General features: G+C 42.5%; 14 protein-coding genes, 1 tRNA gene and 1 pseudogene. 10 read left to right on the forward strand and 6 right to left on the reverse strand.

Features of this window, described 5'->3' with window-relative positions; translation table 11 throughout:
• Positions 1 to 3: 3 nt before the first annotated feature.
• The 3 genes from PCRYO_RS06575 (at position 4) to fecE (ending at position 3,056) form a co-directional block, all read left to right on the forward strand.
• Positions 4 to 1,080 carry a FecCD family ABC transporter permease gene (locus PCRYO_RS06575; protein ID WP_011513616.1) on the forward strand — a complete coding sequence of 359 codons (1,077 nt, stop codon included), beginning with the start codon at positions 4 to 6 and terminating at the stop codon, positions 1,078 to 1,080.
• A gap of 177 nt (positions 1,081 to 1,257) precedes the next feature.
• Entirely contained in the window at positions 1,258 to 2,289 is a 1,032-nt protein-coding gene (locus tag PCRYO_RS06580; RefSeq protein ID WP_088591971.1) for a FecCD family ABC transporter permease, read from the forward strand.
• A complete protein-coding gene (gene fecE / locus PCRYO_RS06585; RefSeq protein WP_011513618.1) occupies positions 2,289 to 3,056 on the forward strand; it encodes a Fe(3+) dicitrate ABC transporter ATP-binding protein FecE in 768 nt (255 codons plus the stop codon). The genes PCRYO_RS06580 and fecE overlap by 1 nt, the downstream gene beginning before the upstream one ends.
• A gap of 374 nt (positions 3,057 to 3,430) precedes the next feature.
• Here fecE and PCRYO_RS06590 read toward each other — a convergent pair whose 3' ends face one another.
• Positions 3,431 to 5,047 (reverse strand): NAD(P)/FAD-dependent oxidoreductase, encoded by a 1,617-nt coding sequence (locus tag PCRYO_RS06590; RefSeq protein WP_011513619.1) that lies wholly within the window; start codon positions 5,045 to 5,047, stop codon positions 3,431 to 3,433.
• Between the two features lie 143 nt (positions 5,048 to 5,190).
• Here PCRYO_RS06590 and PCRYO_RS13310 point away from each other — a divergent pair.
• Positions 5,191 to 5,367, forward strand: a pseudogene (locus PCRYO_RS13310) (ferredoxin family protein); the annotation flags it as partial.
• 295 nt (positions 5,368 to 5,662) lie between these two features.
• Here the strand turns inward: PCRYO_RS13310 and PCRYO_RS06595 are convergent.
• The 3 genes from PCRYO_RS06595 to PCRYO_RS06605 form a co-directional block, all read right to left on the reverse strand.
• Positions 5,663 to 5,738 (reverse strand) — tRNA-Arg (locus tag PCRYO_RS06595).
• 72 nt (positions 5,739 to 5,810) lie between these two features.
• Positions 5,811 to 6,620, reverse strand: a complete 810-nt coding sequence (locus PCRYO_RS06600) for a hypothetical protein (protein WP_011513621.1) — start codon at positions 6,618 to 6,620, stop codon at positions 5,811 to 5,813.
• Between the two features lie 37 nt (positions 6,621 to 6,657).
• On the reverse strand, positions 6,658 to 7,161 hold the full coding sequence (locus tag PCRYO_RS06605) for a hypothetical protein (protein ID WP_041753493.1): 504 nt from the start codon (positions 7,159 to 7,161) through the stop codon (positions 6,658 to 6,660).
• A gap of 377 nt (positions 7,162 to 7,538) precedes the next feature.
• On the opposite strand from PCRYO_RS06605, the gene PCRYO_RS06610 reads away from it, so the two are divergent.
• The 3 genes from PCRYO_RS06610 to recD all read left to right on the forward strand — a co-directional run bounded on the left by PCRYO_RS06610 (position 7,539) and on the right by recD (position 18,826).
• Entirely contained in the window at positions 7,539 to 12,023 is a 4,485-nt protein-coding gene (locus PCRYO_RS06610; RefSeq protein ID WP_041753100.1) for an exodeoxyribonuclease V subunit gamma, read from the forward strand.
• Positions 12,024 to 12,099: 76 nt separating this feature from the next.
• On the forward strand, positions 12,100 to 16,554 hold the full coding sequence (locus PCRYO_RS06615; protein ID WP_011513624.1) for a UvrD-helicase domain-containing protein: 4,455 nt from the start codon (positions 12,100 to 12,102) through the stop codon (positions 16,552 to 16,554).
• A 76-nt stretch (positions 16,555 to 16,630) separates the two neighbouring features.
• Positions 16,631 to 18,826, forward strand: a complete 2,196-nt coding sequence (gene recD, locus PCRYO_RS06620; RefSeq protein WP_011513625.1) for an exodeoxyribonuclease V subunit alpha — start codon at positions 16,631 to 16,633, stop codon at positions 18,824 to 18,826.
• A gap of 113 nt (positions 18,827 to 18,939) precedes the next feature.
• Here recD and PCRYO_RS06625 read toward each other — a convergent pair whose 3' ends face one another.
• Positions 18,940 to 19,503: a hypoxanthine-guanine phosphoribosyltransferase gene (locus PCRYO_RS06625; protein ID WP_011513626.1), complete on the reverse strand. Its 564-nt coding sequence runs from the start codon at positions 19,501 to 19,503 to the stop codon at positions 18,940 to 18,942.
• 102 nt (positions 19,504 to 19,605) lie between these two features.
• Entirely contained in the window at positions 19,606 to 20,274 is a 669-nt protein-coding gene (locus PCRYO_RS06630) for a hypothetical protein (RefSeq protein WP_011513627.1), read from the reverse strand.
• Positions 20,275 to 20,582: 308 nt separating this feature from the next.
• On the opposite strand from PCRYO_RS06630, the gene PCRYO_RS06635 reads away from it, so the two are divergent.
• The 3 genes from PCRYO_RS06635 to PCRYO_RS06645 all read left to right on the forward strand — a co-directional run bounded on the left by PCRYO_RS06635 (position 20,583) and on the right by PCRYO_RS06645 (position 23,718).
• Positions 20,583 to 22,262 (forward strand): carbon starvation CstA family protein, encoded by a 1,680-nt coding sequence (locus PCRYO_RS06635; protein ID WP_011513628.1) that lies wholly within the window; start codon positions 20,583 to 20,585, stop codon positions 22,260 to 22,262.
• Positions 22,263 to 22,374: 112 nt separating this feature from the next.
• A complete protein-coding gene (locus PCRYO_RS06640) occupies positions 22,375 to 22,668 on the forward strand; it encodes a cory-CC-star protein (protein ID WP_011513629.1) in 294 nt (97 codons plus the stop codon).
• 33 nt (positions 22,669 to 22,701) lie between these two features.
• Entirely contained in the window at positions 22,702 to 23,718 is a 1,017-nt protein-coding gene (locus tag PCRYO_RS06645; protein WP_011513630.1) for an ArsA family ATPase, read from the forward strand.

Below are 23,718 nucleotides of genomic sequence, written 5' to 3' on the forward strand. Positions count from 1 at the left end.
TTTATGGTTGAACCGCAACTGAGCTGCTCATCTTCTATATCCTTAAAACCCCATATTGCAAAGCGCCCGATAATACGGGCGTTATTATGGTGTGGGTTATTGGTCATTTTACTGATTGGCTGCTGGCAAGGGTTAACGGCATATTCAAAATTTGCCCTGTCGTTGACGGATTTATTTTCCTTATTGACGCAGCAAAATAGTCAAGCGTCGCTAACTGCACAATTATTAATAGAGATTCGCCTGCCGCGCGTGCTCGTGGCGATTATAGTCGGTGCCAATTTGGCGGTGGCGGGGTTACTAATGCAAGTGATGACCCGTAACTCACTGGCATCTCCTGCGGTATTGGGTATCAATGCAGGGGCAGCGTGCGTGGTTGCTTTATCTTCTATTGGTTTAGGATTTACCTTTTTAACCTCTACCTTTTTGCAAGCAATGGTTGGGGCAGTGCTCTCTTGTGCCCTCGTTGCAGGATTGGCGGGTTATTTTTCTGGGCGTCCGGTGCATCCTGTTCGTCTAATCTTATCGGGCGTTGCTATCAATGCGCTGCTGGTCGGCATGACACGAGCGGCGCTGATTACTACGGATGAGCAAGCTTATGGGGTACTGTATTGGCTAGCTGGCTCTATTGCCAATACGCGCTGGGAGTCCATTCCCATGCTAGCGGCTATATCGCTGCTGACCTTGGGTTATGGCTGGTGGCTATCACCTAAATTAAATGTCTTGGTGCTGGGCGATGATGTGGCAAGTAGCCTTGGGGTGAACCTGCGGGCATTACAGTGGTCATGTGGGGCATTGATTACGATATTGACGGCGATCAGTGTGGCGGTCGCCGGTCCTGTTGCCTTTGTCGGTTTGATTATCCCCCATGTTGCCAAGCGCCTGTTAAAGCAGGTATCGAATATGGCTTATGAGCAGATTTTGCCATTGTCTATGCTGCTTGGCAGTATATTGATGGTGTGGGCGGATGTCTTGTCACGGGCGGTTGCGTATCCAGCAGAGACACCAGTGGGCTTGCTAACGGCACTTATTGGGACACCTGTTTTTATTGCGCTGGCGTGTAGAAGACGACTCGATAGCTGATCGATAGCTAATACAAGCAAGTTTGAAATACTTTATAAATGACTGTCGAATATAAGTGACTGTTCAATGTGAAAGTCGGTTATATATGTTTTTATGGCTTATCAAGACCGCTAAGTTTGTATGCATGTTAATCAAAGGCGACTCAAAATCCTATCCAGCAACAAAAGTAAGCAACGAATGACGATACAAACTAAAGCTTCTTCATCGCGCTCAAACTCACTATTTGCTCGTAAATCGGCAAGTAGGGCGGTGGTACTGATTATTCTGATGCTATTCATCCTTAGTGTGAGCAGCATCTTTTTTGGTGCCAGTGAATTAACGCTAGCGCAAATCTGGCAGCATTTACAGCAAGGATTTGGCGGCGACAAAGACTTTATTGTGTGGCAGCACCGATTGCCGCGCACGCTATTATCAATTTTAGTGGGGGCAAGCCTTGGTCTATCAGGATCATTAGTACAAGGGGTCATTCGTAACCCGTTAGCATCTCCTGACTTGATGGGTATCAGTGCTGGCGCAGGGTTTTGCGCGACTTTGTTGCTGGTTATGCTTCCTGCGGCACCAACGTGGTGGCTATCTGTCGCAGCTTTACTTGGCGGATTATTGGCGTTTAGTTCTATCATGCTGTTGGCACAGATATCACAGCCTACGCCAGCACGTTTGGCATTGATTGGCGTTGCCATTAGTGCTTTTTTAGCCAGTGGGATTAATTTTCTATTGGTGATTTATCCTGTAGAAATCAATACCGCAATGATTTGGTTAACTGGTAGCTTGTGGGGTCGCAGCTGGCAACATATTCCAATGTTAACGATAATATTTGCCGTATTAATGGTCATCAGTATGTATTTAGCATGGCGTTTAGATGTATTGGGACTTGGCGAGGAAACGGCATATCATCTTGGTGTGTCAGTCAAGCCATTAGAATTTACTACATTATTTATCGCAGTGGTGATTGCGAGTTTGGCGGTGTCGGTGGCAGGGACAGTCAGTTTTATTGGTTTACTCGCGCCGCATATCGCACGATTGCTCTTTGGGCATCAGCACCGCATCTTGTTGCCAGCGTCAGCGCTGATAGGCGCGATCATTTTAGTCACCGCAGATGTATTGGCACGCAGTCTATTTGCGCCAATTGAGCTACCAGCTGGCGTCTTAACCTCAGTGATCGGTGCGCCTTATTTTATCTTTTTGCTATCGCGCTATAAGGGGTGGTGATGCTATCAGTGAATGAACTACAGCTTGGCTATCATGGCGGACAGACAGTTATCAAAAACTTGTCCCTTGAGTTGCCAGAAAATAAAGTCATTGGACTCATTGGTCCAAATGGTTGCGGAAAATCTACGCTATTAAAAGGCTTGTGCCGGCTGATTCAACCTCAATCGGGCAGAATCTTACTTAGACAACAAGATATGGCGCAATTGAATAATCGGCAGATTGCTCGTCAGATATCGGTATTGCCACAAGTACAGACCAATCCTGAAGGCTTGACTGTCAGACAGTTGGTTGAGTATGGCAGAACGCCCTATGTCTCACATTGGGGTAAGTTGAGCGCGACAGACAACCAGATAGTAGATAGCGTTATAAATGAGATGTCTATTCAATCTCTAGCTGAGACATCACTTGAAGCCTTATCTGGCGGTCAACAGCAGCGCGCTTGGCTCGCGATGGTTTTAGCGCAGGATACGGATATTATCATGCTGGATGAACCAACTACCTATCTAGATATCTCTTACCAAATAGAGCTGATGCGACTCATACGAGAATTAAAAGACAACGGCAAAAGCATTATAGTTGTGCTCCATGACCTCAACCAAGCAGCGAGATATTGTGATTTATTGGTGGTGCTAAAGTCGGGCGAACTGCAAATAATGGGCACCCCTTGTGAGGTGGTGACGGAGGGAATGCTTGCTGATATATTTGACGTGCAAGCCAAAGTGATTACAGACCCTGTAGCAGGTTCACCCATGTGTGTGTATTTATAGCATGCCTACGCCGCTATCTTTTATCAGCTGAGCACCAGTACATTTACAGCTGGCAGCAGGACTTAGAGCCTAAAACAACCAGACACAAAGCACCGACTAAAATGCCTAATGAAGCCTTACTAAAAAGATGTCGAGCAGTATCCTGACGATTGTATGTATGAGCGTGCAAATCGTTTAGGTTGTAGTTAACTATAGTTCTTGCTTATTTCACATACACAAATTGATCATTAAAAATTCTGATAAACGGACAGCAATATTGTTTATCAGAATGAGTATAATGTTTGACTGAAAATTAACCTGCTTTAATAATTGCCTAAAGCCTAAAGCCTAAAGCCTAAAGCCTAAAGCCTAAAGCCTAAAGCCTAAAGCCGCTCTTACTCTATCTTCAACATCGATTTCGCCACAGCTTCGGCCACTTTAATGCCATCAATCCCTGCTGATAATATGCCACCTGCGTAACCAGCGCCTTCGCCAGCTGGGAATAAACCTTTGGTATTAATACTTTGAAATTCTTTATTGCGTTTAATACTTATTGGTGACGATGTTCTGGTTTCTACGCCAGTTAGTAGACCGTCGTCAGATGAAAATCCTTGGATTTTTTTATTAAACGCTGGAATGGCTTCACGTATGGCATCCACGGCAAAATCAGGTAATGCTTTGCTTAAGTCAGTTAAGGTAATGCCCGGTGTGTAAGACGGGTTGACATCACCTAACTCTGAATTTGGTTTACCTTTTAAGAAATCGCCAATGGTTTGCGCTGGTGCATTGTAGTTTTTGCCGCCTAATTCAAACGCTAAGGTTTCTAGTTGTCTTTGTAATTCGATACCAGCAAGAGGGTGGTTTGGGTAATCTCGCTCTGGGTCGATGCCGACAACAATAGCACTGTTGGCGTTACGCTCGTTCCTTGAATATTGGCTCATGCCGTTAGTGACAACACGGCCTTCTTCTGATGCTGCGGCAACAACGGTTCCGCCTGGACACATGCAGAAGCTATAAACAGAACGACCATTTTTACAATGATGAACCAGTTTGTAATCCGCAGCACCAAGTATTTCGTTTCCAGCATTGTCACCAAAGCGTGCTTGGTCTATGGTTGACTGTTTATGTTCAATCCTAAAGCCAATTGAAAAAGGTTTTGCTTCAACATACACGCCTTTATCATAGATCATTTGGAAGGTATCACGGGCGCTATGACCAACAGCAAGAACAACATGGTTAGTTTTTAAGGTTTCGCCACTATTAAGTGTCACGCCAGTTACTTTTGAGTCAGTTATATGTAAGTCGTCTACGCGAGTAGCAAAACGAATTTCGCCACCAAGTTCTATAATCTCGGCACGCATTTTTTCTACCATGGTGACTAATTTATAAGTACCTATGTGCGGTTTACTGACAAATAAAATCTCCTCTGGTGCGCCAGCTTTTACAAATTCAGTCATGACTTTACGGCCATAATGATTGGGATCTTTCACTTGGCTATATAATTTTCCATCGGAAAAGGTACCGGCGCCGCCTTCACCGAATTGTACGTTTGATTCTGTGTTTAATTTGCGCTGACGCCAAAAGCCAAAGGTGTCTTTGGTGCGTTGTCTGACTTCATTACCACGTTCAATGATAATAGGTTTAAAACCCATTTGGGCAAGGGTTAGTGCTGCTAATAAACCGCAAGGTCCAAAACCAATAACAACAGGACGCTCAGTTAAATCTTTTGGCGCTGCACCTACATATTTATAACTGGTATCTGGTGTTGCTTTAACATGGTTGTCTGACTCAAATCGAACCAATAAATCATTGGTTAAATTCGAGTCGGCCAGTGTGATGTCTAGCGTATAAATTAATTGGATATTTCTTTTATTACGAGCATCATAACCACGTTTAAACATCACAAATGACGCCATTTGCTCAGCAGAAATTTTAAGTTTTGTCGTTATAGCAGTCGTTAAATCTTCAGGTGCATGATTTAATGGCAATTTAATTTCAGTTAAACGTATCATTGGTTACTCATAAACTCGTGTAAAAAACAGTCTCGCATTTTACTGGTACTGATACAAATAAGCGAATAAATATTTTACTTACGCAGGGTAAATTTACGGATTTGTATTGTAGTTTGAAAATGATCCGCCATCTTGAATTATAAATGATAATTTTTATCGCGTTCATCATTGGTGATAACTGCATTAAATGCAAATACACGGACTGTGTTGCAGTATGTCTCGTGGATGCATTTTTTGAAGGTCTTAACTTTTTAGCGATAGATCCTAATAGTTGCATAGATTGCAGCTTGTGTGATCCTGAATGCTCAGCCAATGCTATTACACCAGTATCGAAACCAAGATTTTAGAAAAGACCTATCGAAAAGCCATCTGCTAAAATAAATATCCATTCAGACGTTATATAAGATATAGATTTTTGCCATCACCATGGCGTGTAACTTTGTTGGATCTTAAGTATTTTTCGGTATCGATGAATACCGTCTATGATACCGTTATTTTCACCGTGTACAAGTGGTAGATACCGTTATTAATCGGTGACTACCGTATATTAAAAAACAAAAAACCCTTGCAGCGCTTGGCTTACAAGGGTTTATCGTGTCATATCGTTATGTTTGTTGGTGCGCCCACAGGGACTCGAACCCCGATCGATCGCTTAGGAGGCAACTGCTCTATCCTGTTGAGCTATAGGCGCATAATAGAGTGCTATTGTAGAAAAAAGCACTTATAAAATCAATTAATACCGAGTAAGTAGAGGGTTTTGTATTTATTTAGCAATACTGATAGCGTCAGCGACATCTACTGTCAACTCGCCTGTTGCTTTTTTGCCTTGCGTATTTGACTTAAACAGGTTTGCCATATCATTTTGATAGCCATCGATATTTTCATAATCGTGTCTACTTAATATATCTTGCCCTGTACTTGAGAGTAAAAAGTTTCGAAAGTTAAGTGCAATAGGATTTTGAGTTAAGATGACACCGTCTACTTTTTTCTTGTCTTTTAAGGCATAACTAAACGATACAAGACTTCGAGTGTTTGTATTATCAGCTTCACCTTTAGCAGCGATTTCATCAGCATTACTATCTGCATCAATAGTATCTTCTACCATGCCATTTTTTGCCTTGCTCTGGTTTTGTTTATCTTGTGCTATTTTTAATTTTTCTTGTAATGGTGCTAAGCGCGCTGCCGATAAATTGCCATCAGCAATAATGATATCGGTATCAACAATAAATAAAGACGGCTCATCATCGGCTACTTTATTATCCGATAGTGTCAAAAGTGCAACAGAGGCGACATAACTTGTCATGATTTCTACATTGGGATAACGAGATTGAAAACTTGAAATCACAGCGTCTAAAGGCGTTTGTAGTTTTTCTTCTGCTTGTATGTGCAAAGTGCTCTTGGCAACCGTCTCTCCATCTTCTTCCGCTGAAGCAGTTGATCCACTCTCATTTGACATAATAGGCAATGGATCCATGTTTTTACGATTGCTGGTCCATAACCAAGTAAAGATGGCGATAAAAATAATCAGCAGCAGTAAAATGAGCCCAGCCAGTAGCAGCTTGTAGTCTTTCATATGGTACCGATCTTCTTATTGTTGGTTTAAATGTGGTTTAGAGCGGTTGATGCAGCACTTCATCTGCTAAATCCGCTAGCATATCCGAAAAAATATCAGTTTGTTCTGGGTTTTTATGAGCAGTGGTATTATTGCTACTTGCCAGAGCAGAGAGGTAGTTTGAAGGGGAAGAGGGTTGATTGTCAATCATTTTTGTGGAGGTTTGATGCGCCGCCAATGGTGATTGTCCTGCACTTAGTTTGTCTTTAAGCCACTCAAAGCCGTGAGTTTCCCACCATGCCTCGAAGCGTGATAAGGTGCTTCCACGTACTGCCATAGGTAGATTTAGGGTCCGTAATTTTTGTGCCAAAATAGGGTCGCTTATGGCTTGATGAATACTCAGATAGAGTCCACGACTGTCATCCTTATATGGCTGTCTATTTTGCCAAGATTGATGATCTATTTTCATGCGTGGCAATTGCCAAAGCTCACCGCGGTAGTATACGACATATAAACGTCGTTTAGGGTGAATGAAAATGGCATCAATGGGACGCAAGGGCATAGTATTAAATTGTCTCATCACTAAGAATTGAGGTAAAACGCAGCGACATCTATTGTCGCAGTGTGTTTTTATCGGTGGTTTATATGCTAGTAAACGTTGGCGAACAATGGCAAACTAATAGCCAGATTACTATTCGTCTTACAAGAGAGTCTGTAAGCGGATATACATGAGTGTTTACCAATGCAGTTTGATTTAACAGCGTCATGCTAGCAGAAATGTCATCCATTGACGACTGCTAAACATGGATTGACAAGTATTGCCGCCTACAGCGTTGTTATTACACTCAAAATTTTACTATGAATGTTTGCGTGCTATCTCGAGCATGTATTCTTTATCAATTCCTTTATTCTCCTGCTACTTCAATCAGACGATTCTCTATGTTTACCATTATACAATCCCATCGTACCGAAAATCTTGTTGATCAGCTTCTTGTGCAGTATCAGTCCAAAAGTCAGCCTGTTTTTGAGCCTTTTATTGTCATTGTGCCTTCAATGGTATTGGGTGATTGGTTGGATAAAACCATTGCCAGCCGTGCTGGTATTAGTACCTTGGTGCGTACTAAGTTTTGGGGACAGTATCAATGGACGCTGATGCAAGATGTATTGACTCGCCATAATGCGTACTTATTGGGGCAAAACCCTGAAGCGACAACTCTAAACGTGCCCGAAGTTGCGGTGTTGTCACCGACAGTAATGCAATGGCGATTGTTTGGGTATCTGACTTACTACCAAGAGTCGATTATTAAAGATGAAAAACATCCGGTGAATCCGCTGCTGGCGTCTTTGATTGATGAGCCACAAGCTGGAGTTGAGCAAGACAATGTACGACAAGATAAGTCGCAGCAAGATGCGCGTATTTGGCAGCTGTCAAATGATCTGGCGAGGGTGTTTAATCGCTATTTGACCCATCGTGAGGATTGGTTGGCATTATGGTCGCATAATAAACCGCTGAATGTGAATGAGTTGATAGCGGATAAAGATGCCTTGTCACTGCGCTTTGATAAGTATGCGCGTGGCACGCCTGAGTGGTTAGTGGAGCATTATGTTGAGTTAGAAGTTGCTCAACGCTTCTTATGGTCGCATTTATTTGCGGATGTGCATCAGCATCGTGTTGTATTGGAAGAGGTGTTTTGGCAAGCACTAAAGTCAAATAAGGCTGGCGAGCAAAGTCAGTTACCCAAAGTGCTGCGTATCTTTACCATCCAGCAACTACCACAGACCGAGCTAGATTTCCTACAGCGCCTGTCGCAATACATGAATATCACGCTATTGCATTACAATCCATCAAAGCTTTTTTGGGCCGATATCGTCGATAAATCATGGTTACAGCGTCAGCAGATTATCAATCCTGAAAGCGTGTTTCTGCGTGATTACGGCCACAGTTTGCTATCACGTTTGGGTAAGCAATCGCGTGATGCGTTTGCGATGCTGGCTAACTTGTCTGGTAATGAGCAGTACGACGATGCACTGGTTGAATGGCAAGATAATTTTGATGATACGCTGAGCATTGGTTCTAATCATAGGTTTGCTGCTGAGTATATCGATGATGCTAGTAGCGCTCAGAATAGTCCAAGCTTACTTAGACGTTTGCAAAACGATGTGTTGATGCTTGATGAGCAATCTACCCAGCAAGCGACGGCTGCAAAAGTTTCGCAGGAGATGAGTAAGCAAATAGAGCTAGGCTTTGATCAAGAGCTGCATCAAACACCATGGTATGAAGATGAGGCATTAGAGAATAAGCGCTTTGAAAAAGACCGCTTTTGGGCAATGTCTGCGCAAGATAATAGCCTAAGCATCCATTCGTGCCATAGTTTACAGCGTCAGCTTGAAGTACTACGTATTATGATTGGTCGTTGGCTAAATAAACCTATCAAGCCCGGTGAGAAAAAACGCCATATCTCCGACATTGTTGTGCTGCTACCTGACGTTGAGCGTCATCATGCATTGATTGGCTCTATCTTCGTCAATGGTAAGGGTCAAGACGGTTTGACCTTGCCTGCGAAGGTAACTGGTGTTGTCGATGCCGACATTCGCCAGTTATGGGAAGCGATTATCGGTTTTTACAAACTATTGAGTAGCCATAGCGCCCGTTTTGAAGCAGCTGAAGTCTTAGATTGGCTCATGTTACCGCCTTTATTTGAAAGTTTTGGACTGACTCATGAGCAAATGAGCCGTGGTTGTGACTTGTTGGTAGAGGCGGGCTTCATTCGCGGTTTTGACGAGTTGCATCTTAAGCAAACTTTGGACAGTAACGATTACGACTATCGCTTTAGCTTTGCACAGGCATTAGATAGATTAACTTTAGGTCTAGTGATGCCAGAGGCTGAGCTAAGCAATTGTTTATATACTCTGAATGACGATGAATGGCCAAGTACAGCTTTACCAGAAATGACCTTACCGCTACCACAAGTGAGCCTAAATGATGCGCTGATTGTTGAAGCGCTTTGTCGTATTTATACTGGCTTGGTCGCACGACGTGATGATCATACACAAAAAAAGAAAGCAGAAGACTGGCTTGATCAGATTGAGACACAAGTCATTCATCGTTACTTTGGCGATGTCGATCAAACACGCACCATGCGCGCCATCTATAATGCTATGAACGGCTTTAAATCAAGTTTACGAGCCAATCGCCATTATAGACAGTATTCTAGTGGTGATAGCGCCAACAAAGAGGTAGAGCAAAGGCTGGCAGGTGTTGAGCAGTTACCGCTTAAACTAAGCTTTATGCTAGACAGTATCGAAGCAGAGCTTGAAAGCCAGCAGGTCAGTGCTGAGCCTACTGGTGTGATTACCTTTGGTAAATTTGGTGCATTAAGAAACGTGCCTTTTGAGTTGGTGGTGATGCTTAATATGAACCTCTCTGAGTTTCCTGGGAGTGACCGTGATAACCGCTATGATTTGATGAAAGCGACCAATGCACGCCGCGGTGATAGAGTCAGCGAAGATGATGACAATGGCGCATTTTTAGATGCACTACTGTGCGCGCGCAGTGCTTGTTGGATGTTCTACAACGGCCAAAGCTTGACGGACACCCACGAGCATCTGCCAGCCAATCCAGTGAGTGAGCTATTGCAGTTTTTGCAAGGCGAGGTGCAGTGGCAGGTGAACTCGCTGGAGACATTGCCTGAGAATATTGATCCCACCACCGAGAGTCTCAAGCGTTATTTGCCTAAATTGATTAAGCAGTGGTTAGTAACTGAGCATCCTGCACTGCCTTTCCATGAGAGTCTGTTTGAAACGGCAATCGAAGGCGCTGATATTTTTGAGCAAGCGTCTACTAATCTTGTTGACAATGCCAACGTTAATATCAATGCTAAGGATTCTAGCCCTGTCGATATGATTGATGAGCTGGATGCTATCTTAAATAAAGCCATGCGCAAAACCAAATTAGCGCAAAAAAAGCAGTTCCCGCCTGCGCCGCTTTGGCAAGCTGTGTTTGATACCTTGAAGGGTCGAGTATCTAGCGAGCATCCACAGCTAGTAGGCTTACCTACAAAAGGGCAATATGAATCTATTGCTCAGATTTTCGGTCAAGGTTTGGGGCAAATGGGACAAGTAGATAATCAAACATTCTCTGCATTGATTGAGATGCTAGCGCTAGATAATACTGCTGATGCCAGTGATAGTAGTGATATGAATGAGGCACTCATCAAGACCCTATTTGATACTATATTTAACATTGGAGAAATAGACGTTGAGGGAGTATTGGTCTATCAAGTGCGTCATCCTGCCAAAGCGTTTTTACGGTCTCAAAAAGTGCATGTAGTGCAAGGCGAGGAAGCGATGGCGCATCAAGAGCCACTGTTTCTAGACAGTTTGACCACCTATCAGATTAAAGAGCATTTGATAAATGAATTGACCAACAATGCCACCAATAAGAATAGTGATGGGAAGGCTAAACAAGACAGTCAAATCTTGATGTATCAAAAAATCATGCCAGCCGGTGTGGCTCGCCAAACCACATTACCCAATCAACAAAAAAAACTGCAACAACAATGCTTGGAGTTCAAAGAGCAATTAATGGCTAATGGCTTTGATGAGAGCAGTATTCTCAACGAGAGTGGAGCAGATGTCGCTACAGTATTACAGCTATTGACGCCAACCGCCGAACATCCTGTTCAGATAGAACTAAAAAATATACTGAGTAGTACTGACAACGAGTCAAGTAATCAGACGAATATAGAGGGTATAGAAACACTGTTTAAGCTGTTGCCGAAAGTCATTAAGATAAAGGGCTCAGTACCAATATCAGCACCCATATCAGTTATTCAGGCAGGCGTGCCTTATGCTCAGCAATCGCCTAAGCAATGGTTAAATATACTGCCCAATTCTGCTAGCCCTAGGCATTTGCTCAAGTTTTGGTTATCACATTTGTATTGGCAAGTGGCCAGACGTACCACTGCCGAGCAAGTGGCATTAAATGATGGCGTAAGTATTTGGCGCTTCAATAAGGCCAGCTCACAAGTTGGTAACTATAAAGATGTAATCGCATTTAAACTAAGCCCAATTGTGTATGAAGACGCTGTGATTGAGCTGATAAAATGGGCGTTTTTTGGCAAGTTAACGGGTCAAGTGCCTATTACATTACTGCCAGAATATGCACTTAATTACCTTGATAAGTATCTAAAGCCTGAAAAAGGTGACGATAATAGCTACTGGCCAAAACGTGCCGACTTCTCGGACTGGTTAAGACCTAACTACAATTCAGATACGGTATATGATACTTGTTCGCAGCATGCAATTTGGCAATATGTACTGCGTGACCAAGATGCGTTTAAGGCTTTGTCAGCAGCTCTGACTACATTAGCGCAGCCACTGTATGAGCCGATGTTTAATGCGTTAACTAACTTAGATGGTTAGCTCATTATCTAAAGCAGCCCCTAATTAATTTTTGCTATCTTGTTTTAATAAATAATAATTAAAAGTATGCGCCCATATGACAGACTTTACCGACCCAACCAATACTACTGACTCATTTACACAATCAGATTTATTTGATGAATATTCAGATGAGCTGACTTTATCTGCTGTGCCTGAACGTAAAAATGATGTTATACCGGCAGTCGATGTTGATCTGACGGGTAAACACCTGATTGAAGCCTCAGCGGGCACGGGTAAAACTTGGACGTTGACCGGTATTGTACTGCGCCTACTGATCGAAGCGCGACGTGCGCCAGAGCAAATCATTGCCACGACTTTTACTCGAGCTGCCGCTGCCGAAATGCGTCAGCGTATCCACGATCGTTTGGTAGATTTTTATCAGCTATTACAATGGGTCAATAGCCTAAGTGCTGAACCCAATAACAAGGATGCTTTATATCCTGATGTACTACAGGTAATGCCTGAAAGTAATAAGGATAAACAAGCAGGTAAAGGTTCAAGCGTTGATTCAAATGCTGGGACAGGGATGGATGAGTTCAATAAAGACATTGCTGCTGATAGGCAAGCGGCGGCTGAGAAACGTAAACAAGTAAAAAAAGATCGTGAAAACTGGCTAGTTAATCAGGCTAAATATGCACGCTTAGACGCCGTTATGGACGATCCCATTAATCTGCATTTGACTGGGTTTTTACTTGATCATGTCCACGGCTATCCAATGGCGGAGGCCATTCGACGCACTGCGCTAGTACTAACCACGTTGGATAAGCTGTTTGTAGGTACACTCGACAGTTTGGCGCAAAAGTGGTTGATTGAATACAGTAGCGAGACCGGTCATCAGCAAGGTATGGCTATTATTGAAGACAGCAGTATTGAACAGGTGACTGACAGTATTATCCATGATGAGCTGCGTCAGTTTCAGAGCCGCTTATACTATGAGCAGCCTAAACTATATGCGCTAATGGATCAGCAAGGCAAGCTGACTGCAGTTAGCGATCATAAAAAATATGTGACTCGTTCGCTTAAGTTTATTTCAGCGCCGATTGATGAGATAAAGCTGGAGCAAGGTTTTGACTTTGGTTTGTATGAGCGACTACTTAATGAGTTTGCTCAGTTAGATTTAGTAGATATCCAGCCTTATTTAAATCCTGATTATAGAAAGTCTCAAGGATTTCGTGGTGGTTCTAATTTAACCAAACAGTTTGATGCCATTATTGATGTGCATCAAAAGATATTAGAGTATCAGCTGACATTTAATAGCTATTTAAATGAGAGCGAGAATAAGATTTTGACATCATTGCAAGATGCCAGATATCCAGATGAAGATGGCAAAATTAAGAACTTTAATAAGAATAAAGAAAAAGAGCATCAGACGCTTTTTGAGCTAGAAACCATTAGTAAGTTAATGGTTCTCTTAGATATGCTAGACAGTTTAAATCAGCATATATTGTTGGTATTAGCCAACCTTAATCGCCATATCGTGCTTGCGGTACGTGACAGGCTACCAGTTATCTTAGAGGAGCGCGGTGAGACGACCTTTAGTTTACAAATGGTGCGCTTAAACCAAGCATTGACTGGCCGCCAAGGAGATAAGCTGGCGCGTTATATTCGTCATCATTATCCTGTGGCATTGATTGACGAGTCGCAAGATATTAATGGCGAGCAAGCCATTATGATTGAAAGCATCTATTTGCCAAAGAATAAACGTAAGCAGTCGGACAGTGACAAGCAATCAACCACTAATAAAACCAGTCATGAGTTTCTGTTATTAGTGGGTGATCCAAAGCAGGCTATTTACGGGTTTCGTGGCGGTGATGTGGCCAACTACAACTATATGAAAGCCCAGTTTGAGAAAAGTAGCCTTTGGACGCTCGATATTAACCGTCGATCAAATGCTGGTGTGATTGATGCACTAAATTGCTGGTTTGGCATGCCAACGGAAACGGCTGCTGATAATAAATTAGCACAGCTAGGTAGCAGTATTTATTATCAGCATATCAAAGCTTCTAAACCAGAAAACCAGCTGTCTTGGTTTAATGAGCCAACTACTCAAAACAGTGCTTTAGTGACAGAAGTGCTTTCTGCTCAACCAGTGAGCTTGTTGCATCTACCTTATGATAAAGATAAAGAGCTTGAGTATGATGAGTTTGAAATCACCGCGCGTCATATTGCGACCTTGCTCAGTAGTAATCAGACCTTAAAAGGCAAACCGATTCAGCCTAGTGATATCGGTGTGCTGGCACGTACCAAAAAAGACTTAAAACGGGTTGAGGATGAGCTGGTTAAGCTTAATGTACCGACCTTGACTACTAGTGATGTCAGTATCTTTGAAACCATCATGGCAGAAGATGTGGCGGCGCTGCTGAGTGCCATGCTATACCCATATCGTCATGACATGATCAATCGGGTGCTGACTAGCCATCTGTATGGCCTGAGTATCAAAGAAGTCAAAGCCATGATGACTGACCATGAGTCAGGAGTGACAGAGGGTAGTTATTTAAGTAGCGCTAGTACGAAAGCAGTTAATAATAAAAAAAGCTATCAAGACTTTATTACCTACCTAAAACAAGCGGCTCAAAACTGGCAGCACTTTGGTGTTTTGTCAGCATTACATTACTTATTAGATAAAAACCCTGTGCAGCCGCAAGGCGTTTGGCAAGCTCTGGCAACTCATCCAGAAGGCGATCGTCACATTATGGATTTGCGTCATATGATGGATGTCTTGGCGCAGTATGGTATCGGCATGGGTGAGCACGAACTATTGGCGTGGTTTAGACAAAATATAGATGCTGCTCCTAGCAGTGATTGGGCTAAGCAATACCCGCTACCGACAGAGTCTGGCGTGCAGCTTATGACCATCCACAAGTCCAAAGGGCTTGAGTTTCCCATTGTCTATGTATTGGGTATGGGCGATGCTAGTCGGAAGGCGGGCAATAATGAAAAGTTTGGGCTGTATCTATACAACGCCCAGCAAGCTCCGTCGATTTTAATGCAGCAATCGGCAGAGAGTCAATCAACAGGCAACCAGCGCCGCTTCTCACCCGTAAGAGGCTCTGCCACCACAGAAGATTGTTATACCGAAATCGAGACGAAAGAAGGCTTTGATGAGCTGCGACGGCTTGGCTATGTGGCATTTACGCGTGCCAGCGAGCAGCTTTATGTGGTGTTGCGAGATCCTAATAACAAAACAGGATTTGAGCTAAAGCCAGCGTTCTATTGGTTGGAATCACCAGAGGCAAAGTTTGATTTGCCTGATAGGCTCAAAGGCATCGTAGGTATGCTCAGAGGGCATAATGTCAATGAGTTCTATAATAATGACAGTAATGGTGCTAATGCATTGGGCTTAGCAGGTAACGCAACGCTTGCCACTGCTAAATCTATAACTGAGACTATTGAGTACGCGCCTTTTGCAGAAGTTATGAAAACCAATTATTTTTATGGTTGGGCCAAGACCAGTTTTACGGCTTTAGCCCGTCAGCTAGATGAATCTACGCAGGCGCTGGCTGTGGTAGATGAACGTATGGATGATGCCATAGACATTGATATGACAGAGTCGGTAGTATCGTCCAGTAATAGTGGTTTTTTTAAACCAGTTAGTGAGTTGAGCCTCAAATCAGAGGATGATATCCGTTTTACTTTTGTCAAAGGCGCCAATGCCGGTACGTTTTTGCATGAAATATTTGAAAAAATTGATTTCAATAATAAATCGCAGTGGTCTCAGGTGATTGATAGGGCCGTTAGTAGTTATCAGCTGCCTTTGGTTTATAGTAGTGCTGAACAGCAAAGTCGACTATTACAAGCAAATAATAGAGAAAATGGTCGTATACCTGACTTAGATTCAATGGATGCTACAAAGCATGAGGCATTACTTAACTGGTTTGAAGAGGTGCTAAAGGCGCCGTTATTAGCGTCCAATCAACCCTTACAGTCTATCAATGCAAGTCAACGGTTTGCTGAATTAGAGTTTAATATGGGGCTGTCAGAGCGCTTTAAGGCGCAAGATATTAATAGCCTATTTCAGCAGTATCTCCCGAATGAGGTGGACAAACACGTCAATCTTGTTCCACAAAACAAAACGCATTTGTATCGTTATCTGCGGGGTGAAATCGATTTGGTGTATGAGCATGCTGGCAAGTATTACGTTGTCGATTACAAAAGTAATTTTTTAGGTAATAGCCTAAGCGATTATGACGTAAGCACACTCAAACAAGCAATGTCAAAGGCAGGATATTGGTTACAAGCAGCGATTTATCAAGTCGCGTTACATCGTTTCCTTGCAATGAGAATTAGTGATTATGCAGGTAATGAAGATAAGTATCTTGGCGCTGTTGAATATGTCTTTTTACGGGGCGTGTATGATCCAAATTCTCAAATAGCTGCTGATCTATTGCAAGATGTCAGAGAAGCTGATAATAGTCACTCAATGCCCAACGACCGCTATGGATTAGTCACGTGGGATATTCCAATTGAGTTCATTAAGGCCCTAGATGCGTTGTTTGGCCTGCCAGATTAGTGGGCCATAAATAGCGAATTAAATAAGAAAAAACCATGATAGCGACTAACTGGATAAAAATAGAGACAAGCATACTATGAGTAATAATAACAATAAGAGCAGAGCGGGCGTTAGCTTACAAGAAAGCTGGGCTAGTAACATCAGTGATTATATATTGCTGCGCCGTCAGCAAACGCACTTAGCGTATAACGTCACTGAGGCAAAGGCTAATGCTGATAGTAAGCAAATCGATAAGACGGAACAAAATGGCTTATTTACTGCTTTATTCGTTATGTTGGCCACTCATTTAGAAGAGGGACATACTGTACTCACCATTGAGGCAGCTGAGCATGAACATCCAATACAAGGTCAAATCAATGGCGAGCTAGTCACCCTATATGCCTGGCAGCAGCAACTATTAGAGATGCTAGCAACACCAATCCTAGCACTGATTGACATTCAAACAGTTACTCAGCAAGAGGATGATTCTACAGCTGGGTTATCATTATTTATCCTGCTAGACATCATGTTTGGTAAGCGAGCTCAGCTATGGGCACAGCTAGCACTCACCAATCGTGAAAAAGAGATACTCAGCAAACGCTTTGATGCGGTTGCTGCACTTTATCAGATAGTGAAAAACACGAATCTGAATTCCTTCATTCAGTCTATTCATGAGCATACTTTGTTCGCTGACGCTAATTCTAACGTGAATAATAAAAATAGCCTAAGCAAAAATAATCAACCTATTGTGTATCAGCATATTAATGAACCAGAAGCTGATACACAAAATATTAAGATCACTTTTTGGTTACATCGAGCTTGGCAAGCAGAATTCAACTTAGCACAGCACATCAATACTATTTTGAACCAACAGATAACCCCTTTAGAGATAGCGATACCGGAAAACCTACATGAGCAGCAGGTAATGGCTATTAATGTCGCTAATAACAATGCCTTTAGCATTATTACTGGTGGTCCCGGTACAGGGAAGACCTATACGGTTGCTCAATTAGTAATTGCTCTGCAACAAGCTGCAGAGAGTGGGGGTGATGAGCATGGAAAAATTCGGTTCAGTACAGACAGTGCCAGCCTAGCCTTAGCAGCACCGACTGGTAAGGCTGCCCAGCGAATGCAAGAGTCTTTGCAAGCGGCTCTAGATGGATCGAATGTAGAGCTACAACTGCAAGAAGCCAAGACCATTCATCGCTTATTAGGCATTGGTCGAACAGGTAGACCACGTTACAATGCAAATAATCCACTCGGCGAAGATATTATCATTGTCGATGAGGCATCTATGTTGGGGGTGGAACTGGCTAATTACCTTGTAAGTGCGGTAAAACCGGGCGCAAGGCTTATATTGTTAGGAGATGCGAACCAGCTAGCCGCAGTAGATGCTGGGGCAGTATTGGCTGACTTATGCTGCATTCCATTGCTACAACCTATACATGCAAAGCTAACAGAGAGTCGCCGATTTAGCGCAGACTCAGGGATTGGGAAGCTTGCCAATCAAATTAATAAGACAGAGGCAGATACTCAAGCTATTTGGCAGTTGTTAAGGCAGGACAAGGCACTGAGTTTTCAATATGTAAATACGTTGCAAACAGAGATAGCTATAGATAATAAGATAAAAAATAGCCTAAGCAATTATAAAATTCTCTCGAACCTCACTTTAAGTTATCATCAATACCTGAATAGAGTTGAATCACTACTAAAGAATCCAATAGAAAAATCCGTGCCAGAATTAGTAAAAAGTACAATTACTTCATTAATGCAAACGTTTAATCAGTTTAGAGTCCTAAGTGCTGGTCATAATGGCGAGTGGGGTGATCACTACATTAATAATCATATCACTCAATGGCATCTTACTAAGCTAAAGCTACCGCTAGGTCAAAATACATGGTTTCATGGTCGTCCCGTTATGGTTTTACAAAACAACTATGAACTTGGATTATTTAATGGCGATATTGGTTTTTGCTTGCAAACAGGAGATGGAAGAAGCCGACTTGAGGTGTTCTTTGAGAATAAAGCACAGGGAATTGCTGTCAATCTGCTAAATGAAGACGTTATAGCCACAGCATATGCAATGACCATTCATAAATCGCAGGGGTCTGAGTTTGATCATGTGGCCATTACTTTTGATAATAGTCATGCAAGGCTTTTGAGCAAAGAGCTTATTTATACGGCGGTAACCCGTGCTAAAAAACAGGTGACAATATATAGTACAAAACATGCTTTCGAAAAAGCCGTTCAGACACCGACTGAGCGCAATACGGGTTTGGCATTGCAGTTTTAGTTAGTATTTATCGCATGTATTATCACACTCAAATATATATACTTATCAATAAGCAATAAAAAAGCACCCATTGGATGCTTTTTTACTATGCTATCAAGTCAATCAAAAACTGATTAAATCTTGTCTTCTTTAATAGCGTAGATACCAGGCAGATGACGTAAATAACCATGGAAGTCCATACCACAGCCATAAACATAGCGATCTGCAACATTAATACCAACGAAATCAACATCGAAACCTTTAACTTTACGATCATGCTCTTTATTAAGGAGAACACATGATTCAATCGATAAAGGTTTTTCCTTGCTCAATTCTTCAACCACTGCTTTTAAGGTGATGCCTTCATCAAAAATATCATCGATCAATAAGACATGCTCGCCTTCAATGTTAACATCAGGCTTAAATTTCCAATCAAGCTCATTGGTTCCTTCGTTATCACGATAGCGTGATGCATGGATATAATGCATACGATGATAAAAAGTAAGGTGAGTCAATAATTGACCGGCTGGGATAAGCCCGCCATTCATAACGACCATAACAATCGGATTTAGACCAGCATAGTGCAGATTAAGCTGTGCAGCTAAACGCTCATAAGCGGCAGCAACTTCTATACTGCTGATTAGGCATTCTGAGTTACGTAATGTTTTTTCAATTTCTTGATTGCTGATTTGGGTCATCGGACGTGCCTTTGGTAAAAAGTGCCGCTTATTTTAGCAAATTTTCGTGAATATGCCCAATGCCAACTGGCTTTTGAGGCAAAATTAATCAAATATTGGCACTTATTCTGGCTTTTCTACGATAAAAGGGCGGTAATAGTTCGCCAAGCGATTCAATGAGCTGTCTGGCAAATCAGGTAACAACTTATTAAGTGCCATATTCATGCCTTTATCGATAGCTGCTTTGGCAACAGGTACAGATTTGCGTTTAATCATACCCAATTTTAAGGTTTCAGCAAAACGGCTAATAAAGTGAGTTAAAGTTTCTTCGTTCATGGTTTCGAGTGCGGTTTTAAATGTCTTGGTATCCACATGTTCAGGAGTAATGGCTGCAAAACCTTTTTGAATGATGGCAGTATGTTGTTCTGTGAGCTTAAAACCCACCCGTTTTAGACCGTCATTATCGATAAAGGTTGCTCGATCTCTTAGAAAATGGAAGCTTGGCAATACTTCTTCGTTATTTTCTTTACCCAGCAAAATATTAAGCAAGGTATCGGTCGCACGTTCAACAGTGACAACCACTTTACGCATGGACGCTTGGCGTTCAGGATTTGGGATAATGTCAACCAGACCAACCAATAAATTATCAATAAGATCACGCGCAGTCTGATGCGTTAAAGCATCGCGATATGGGTAGTATGGTACTTCCTCATTCGATGCAATGATTTGCTCAGCTTCAACGATTAATGCTTTTAATTTATCTGAAGGTACAAATCCAAAATAATGCGCCATTGTGCTTCCTTTATTTGTTGTTTTCGAGGTTTAACTAGCGTTACATTCTTCGTTAAATCGGTTAGTATTTAAATGGGTTGCCAACCAAAGATTCACCATATCATATACTGACTGATGACGTCTGCTAACTATAAAGTTCAGCCGTATTAATGGATGATGATATGACAAAATTTCTATCAACTGCGTAATTGCGTATGGTCAGGTGCTCTGAGTCACCAGCCGAAGACTAATTTAACATATTTTTTATATTCTAAATTAAAAAGCTTGAACTTATAAGGCTACCCATTACTTGTCTAAGGAGAGATAAGATGAATAGTGCAATCGTGCTATTGTTTGCTGTTGCCGCTATGCTTTGCGGTTATCTGTTTTACTCAAAATTTATCGCCACTAAAATCTTGGCATTGGATAATAGTATCCCCACGCCAGCACATACTATGAAGGATGGGGTAGATTATATTCCCACTAATAAATATGTGTTGTGGGGACACCATTTTACTTCAGTCGCAGGGGCAGCACCGATTATTGGTCCTGCCATTGCGGTTATTTGGGGCTGGGTACCTGCTATCATTTGGGTGGTATTAGGTACTATTTTTATGGCAGGTGTCCACGACATGTCTGCCATTTGGGCAAGTATGCGCAATCGAGGTCAATCGATTGGCTCGATTGCCGGTACGGTCATGGGTACACGTGTGCGCAGCTTGATGATGATCGTCATCTTTTTATTATTACTAATGGTAAATGCGGTATTCGGCGTCGCTATTGCTAATATGATGATAAAAACCCCATCCGCTGTACTGCCAGTTTGGGGTGCTTTGATAGTCGCCTTTATCATCGGTCAATGCATTTATCGCTATAAGATGAATCTGGTTTGGGTATCAATCATTGGGGTCACGGCTTTATATGGGCTTATCTATCTTGGTCCTATGTTCCCCATTGTGTTACCTGAGACATTTTTAGGCTTACCTGACAATGCTGTTTGGATTATTATTTTATTTGTCTATGCGGCAATCGCGTCTTTGTTACCAGTCTGGATGCTGTTGCAGCCGCGCGATTACATCAATGGCTTGCAGTTATTTGTCGGTCTGATTTTATTATATGCCGCTATCTTTATTGCGACTCCTAATATTGTCGCGCCAGCGATCAACACAGCATTGCCAATCGGTACGCCATCTATGCTGCCTTTATTGTTTGTGACCATTGCTTGTGGTGCAATCTCAGGCTTTCATGGTTTGGTAGCGACAGGTACGACGTCTAAGCAAATTGATAAAGAAGAAGATGTGCGATTCGTTGGTTACTTCGGTGCCATGGGTGAGGGCATGCTAGCACTCGGTGCGATACTTGCGGCAACAGCAGGCTTTGCAACCCTTGGCGACTGGCAAGCCGTTTATCAAAAATTTGGCGACGGCTCTATTGGTGCCTTTATCGATGGCGGTGCGACTATCTTGAATGCAGGTGTTGGCATTGATATGGTTTTATCGCAGACGATGCTGACGGTAATGGCAGCATTGTTCGCTGGTACCACGATGGATACTGGAGTACGTTTGCAACGCTATATCTTCCAAGAATTTGGTGAAATTTATAAACTGCCTGTTCTAAATAAAAGTGTGGTGGCCACATTGCTTGCCGTTGGTAGCTGTTTGTTATTAGCATTCGGTGCTGGTGGCATCGATGGTGCTGGTGGTATGATTATTTGGCCGTTATTTGGCACGACGAATCAGCTCATGGCAGCATTAACCTTAATGATTGTAACCGTTATTTTATTACGTAAAGGCAGACCAGTATGGTATACCTTAGGGCCATTGTCGTTCTTACTGGTCATGACGGTTTTTGCATTATTGATTCAGCTAAAAACCTTTTTCAATGACGGTAATTGGCTGCTTATTATTATGGATATCATTATCTTGATAGCCACAATTTTAGTGACGTTTGAGAGTTTATCAGTACTCCGTAAAGAATGGTCGATACACAGAGGCAAAAGCAACCTCTAAGCCATGTTGAATAATTAATGAAATGTCAGATAAAACGCTAGCAGCAATTGCTGGCGTTTTTTGTCTCATATAGGCATGATAGATAATAAGCATACGCAAAATAAGGGTCATTATGGAAAAGGCAGATATCACAAAACCTATAAAAAATATTGAGCCATGGTGGCAACGGTTTGCGGCTGGGTTAAACGAGTTTTATCATGCGCCGTATCGCCAGACGATGGCACGCGCCGCGCGTGATGAGGAAGATTTTTTTATGCTACTCATGTTTGCGGAAAGCTTAGGCATCGATAATCCGGCAAGCTTTTATACGCTAGAATTGCAGCCTTTGTTTTTAGAAAATTTCCATGAATGGCATACACGCATGGGCATGGATAGATGCCCTTTTGACCATGTTGGTTGCTGCTAGTTTCCTTTGAATTAATTAAAACGAGATAAAAGTATGGCATTACATCCATTGCCTGCATTGGTAGAGCAATTAATGACACAGCCGATTATATTTATCGGTGGAAAGGGCGGTGTCGGTAAAACTACCACTGCCGCTGCACTTGCCAGCTATTATGCCAATCAAGGTAAAAAGACACTGATTGTCTCGACCGATCCAGCACACAGCTTGGGCGATGTATTAAACGTCCCGCTCAAAAACCAAAAAACAGCAGTAACTTCTTATCTAGATGCTATTGAACTAAACCCTGATATCATCGTCGATGAGCATTTTGCCCAAGTTGAACGCACCATTACTTCCTATGCAAACCCAGACATGATGCCAAAAATTCGCGAGCATCTACGGCTATCAAAATCAGCACCTGGTGCACAAGAAGCCGCGATGCTCGAATCCATGTGTCACCATCTAGTCGAAGCAGCAGATGCCGGCTATGAGCACGTTATTTTTGATACCGCACCGACGGGACATACACTGCGTTTATTAGTGCTGCCTGAGATGATGGGGGCATGGACGGATGGATTGCTAGCGCAGCAGCGAAGGCAAGCAAAACTGCGCTCAGTGGCAAATCATTTGGGCAGTCATGAACAAGACAATAATAAAAACGACTTAGCCAATCCGTTTGCCGCAAAAAAAACCGACCGCTGGGAGCAAGCAGTATCCGTACTAGAAAAACGCAAACAGCTGTTTCGTCAGGCAGGGTTGCTGCTTCATGACCGTACACAAACCGCCATTGTATTAGTGATGACGGCTGACGTATTGCCACTGGCTGAAACAAAGCGAGCGATAGAGCAGTTAGAAGACAGTAAACTTATGCCAGCCGCAATCGTTATCAATCAGTTGATATCTCCGACGCAGTCCGATACGTTTTGGCATCGTCGTGCTGAGCGCCAACAGCAATTAATGCAAGATATTGAAAAGAATTTTTCCGAGTATCCGCTATACCCAATATATCTGCAGCAAACCGACGTACGCGGTACTGATGCCTTAAGTGCATTAGTAAGCCCGGCATCATAA

The sequence above is a fragment of the Psychrobacter cryohalolentis K5 genome, from assembly GCF_000013905.1.
Taxonomy (GTDB): Bacteria; Pseudomonadota; Gammaproteobacteria; order Pseudomonadales; family Moraxellaceae; genus Psychrobacter; species Psychrobacter cryohalolentis.

What these genes read in the sequence shown, in the direction of transcription:
- PCRYO_RS06575 (WP_011513616.1), top strand. Translation starts at nt 4, where the DNA reads ATGGTTGAACCGCAACTGAGCTGCTCATCTTCTATATCCTTAAAACCC.
- PCRYO_RS06580 (WP_088591971.1), top strand. Translation starts at nt 1,258, where the DNA reads ATGACGATACAAACTAAAGCTTCTTCATCGCGCTCAAACTCACTATTT.
- fecE (WP_011513618.1), top strand. Translation starts at nt 2,289, where the DNA reads ATGCTATCAGTGAATGAACTACAGCTTGGCTATCATGGCGGACAGACA.
- PCRYO_RS06590 (WP_011513619.1), bottom strand. Translation starts at nt 5,047, where the DNA reads ATGATACGTTTAACTGAAATTAAATTGCCATTAAATCATGCACCTGAA.
- PCRYO_RS06600 (WP_011513621.1), bottom strand. Translation starts at nt 6,620, where the DNA reads ATGAAAGACTACAAGCTGCTACTGGCTGGGCTCATTTTACTGCTGCTG.
- PCRYO_RS06605 (WP_041753493.1), bottom strand. Translation starts at nt 7,161, where the DNA reads ATGCCCTTGCGTCCCATTGATGCCATTTTCATTCACCCTAAACGACGT.
- PCRYO_RS06610 (WP_041753100.1), top strand. Translation starts at nt 7,539, where the DNA reads ATGTTTACCATTATACAATCCCATCGTACCGAAAATCTTGTTGATCAG.
- PCRYO_RS06615 (WP_011513624.1), top strand. Translation starts at nt 12,100, where the DNA reads ATGACAGACTTTACCGACCCAACCAATACTACTGACTCATTTACACAA.
- recD (WP_011513625.1), top strand. Translation starts at nt 16,631, where the DNA reads ATGAGTAATAATAACAATAAGAGCAGAGCGGGCGTTAGCTTACAAGAA.
- PCRYO_RS06625 (WP_011513626.1), bottom strand. Translation starts at nt 19,503, where the DNA reads ATGACCCAAATCAGCAATCAAGAAATTGAAAAAACATTACGTAACTCA.
- PCRYO_RS06630 (WP_011513627.1), bottom strand. Translation starts at nt 20,274, where the DNA reads ATGGCGCATTATTTTGGATTTGTACCTTCAGATAAATTAAAAGCATTA.
- PCRYO_RS06635 (WP_011513628.1), top strand. Translation starts at nt 20,583, where the DNA reads ATGAATAGTGCAATCGTGCTATTGTTTGCTGTTGCCGCTATGCTTTGC.
- PCRYO_RS06640 (WP_011513629.1), top strand. Translation starts at nt 22,375, where the DNA reads ATGGAAAAGGCAGATATCACAAAACCTATAAAAAATATTGAGCCATGG.
- PCRYO_RS06645 (WP_011513630.1), top strand. Translation starts at nt 22,702, where the DNA reads ATGGCATTACATCCATTGCCTGCATTGGTAGAGCAATTAATGACACAG.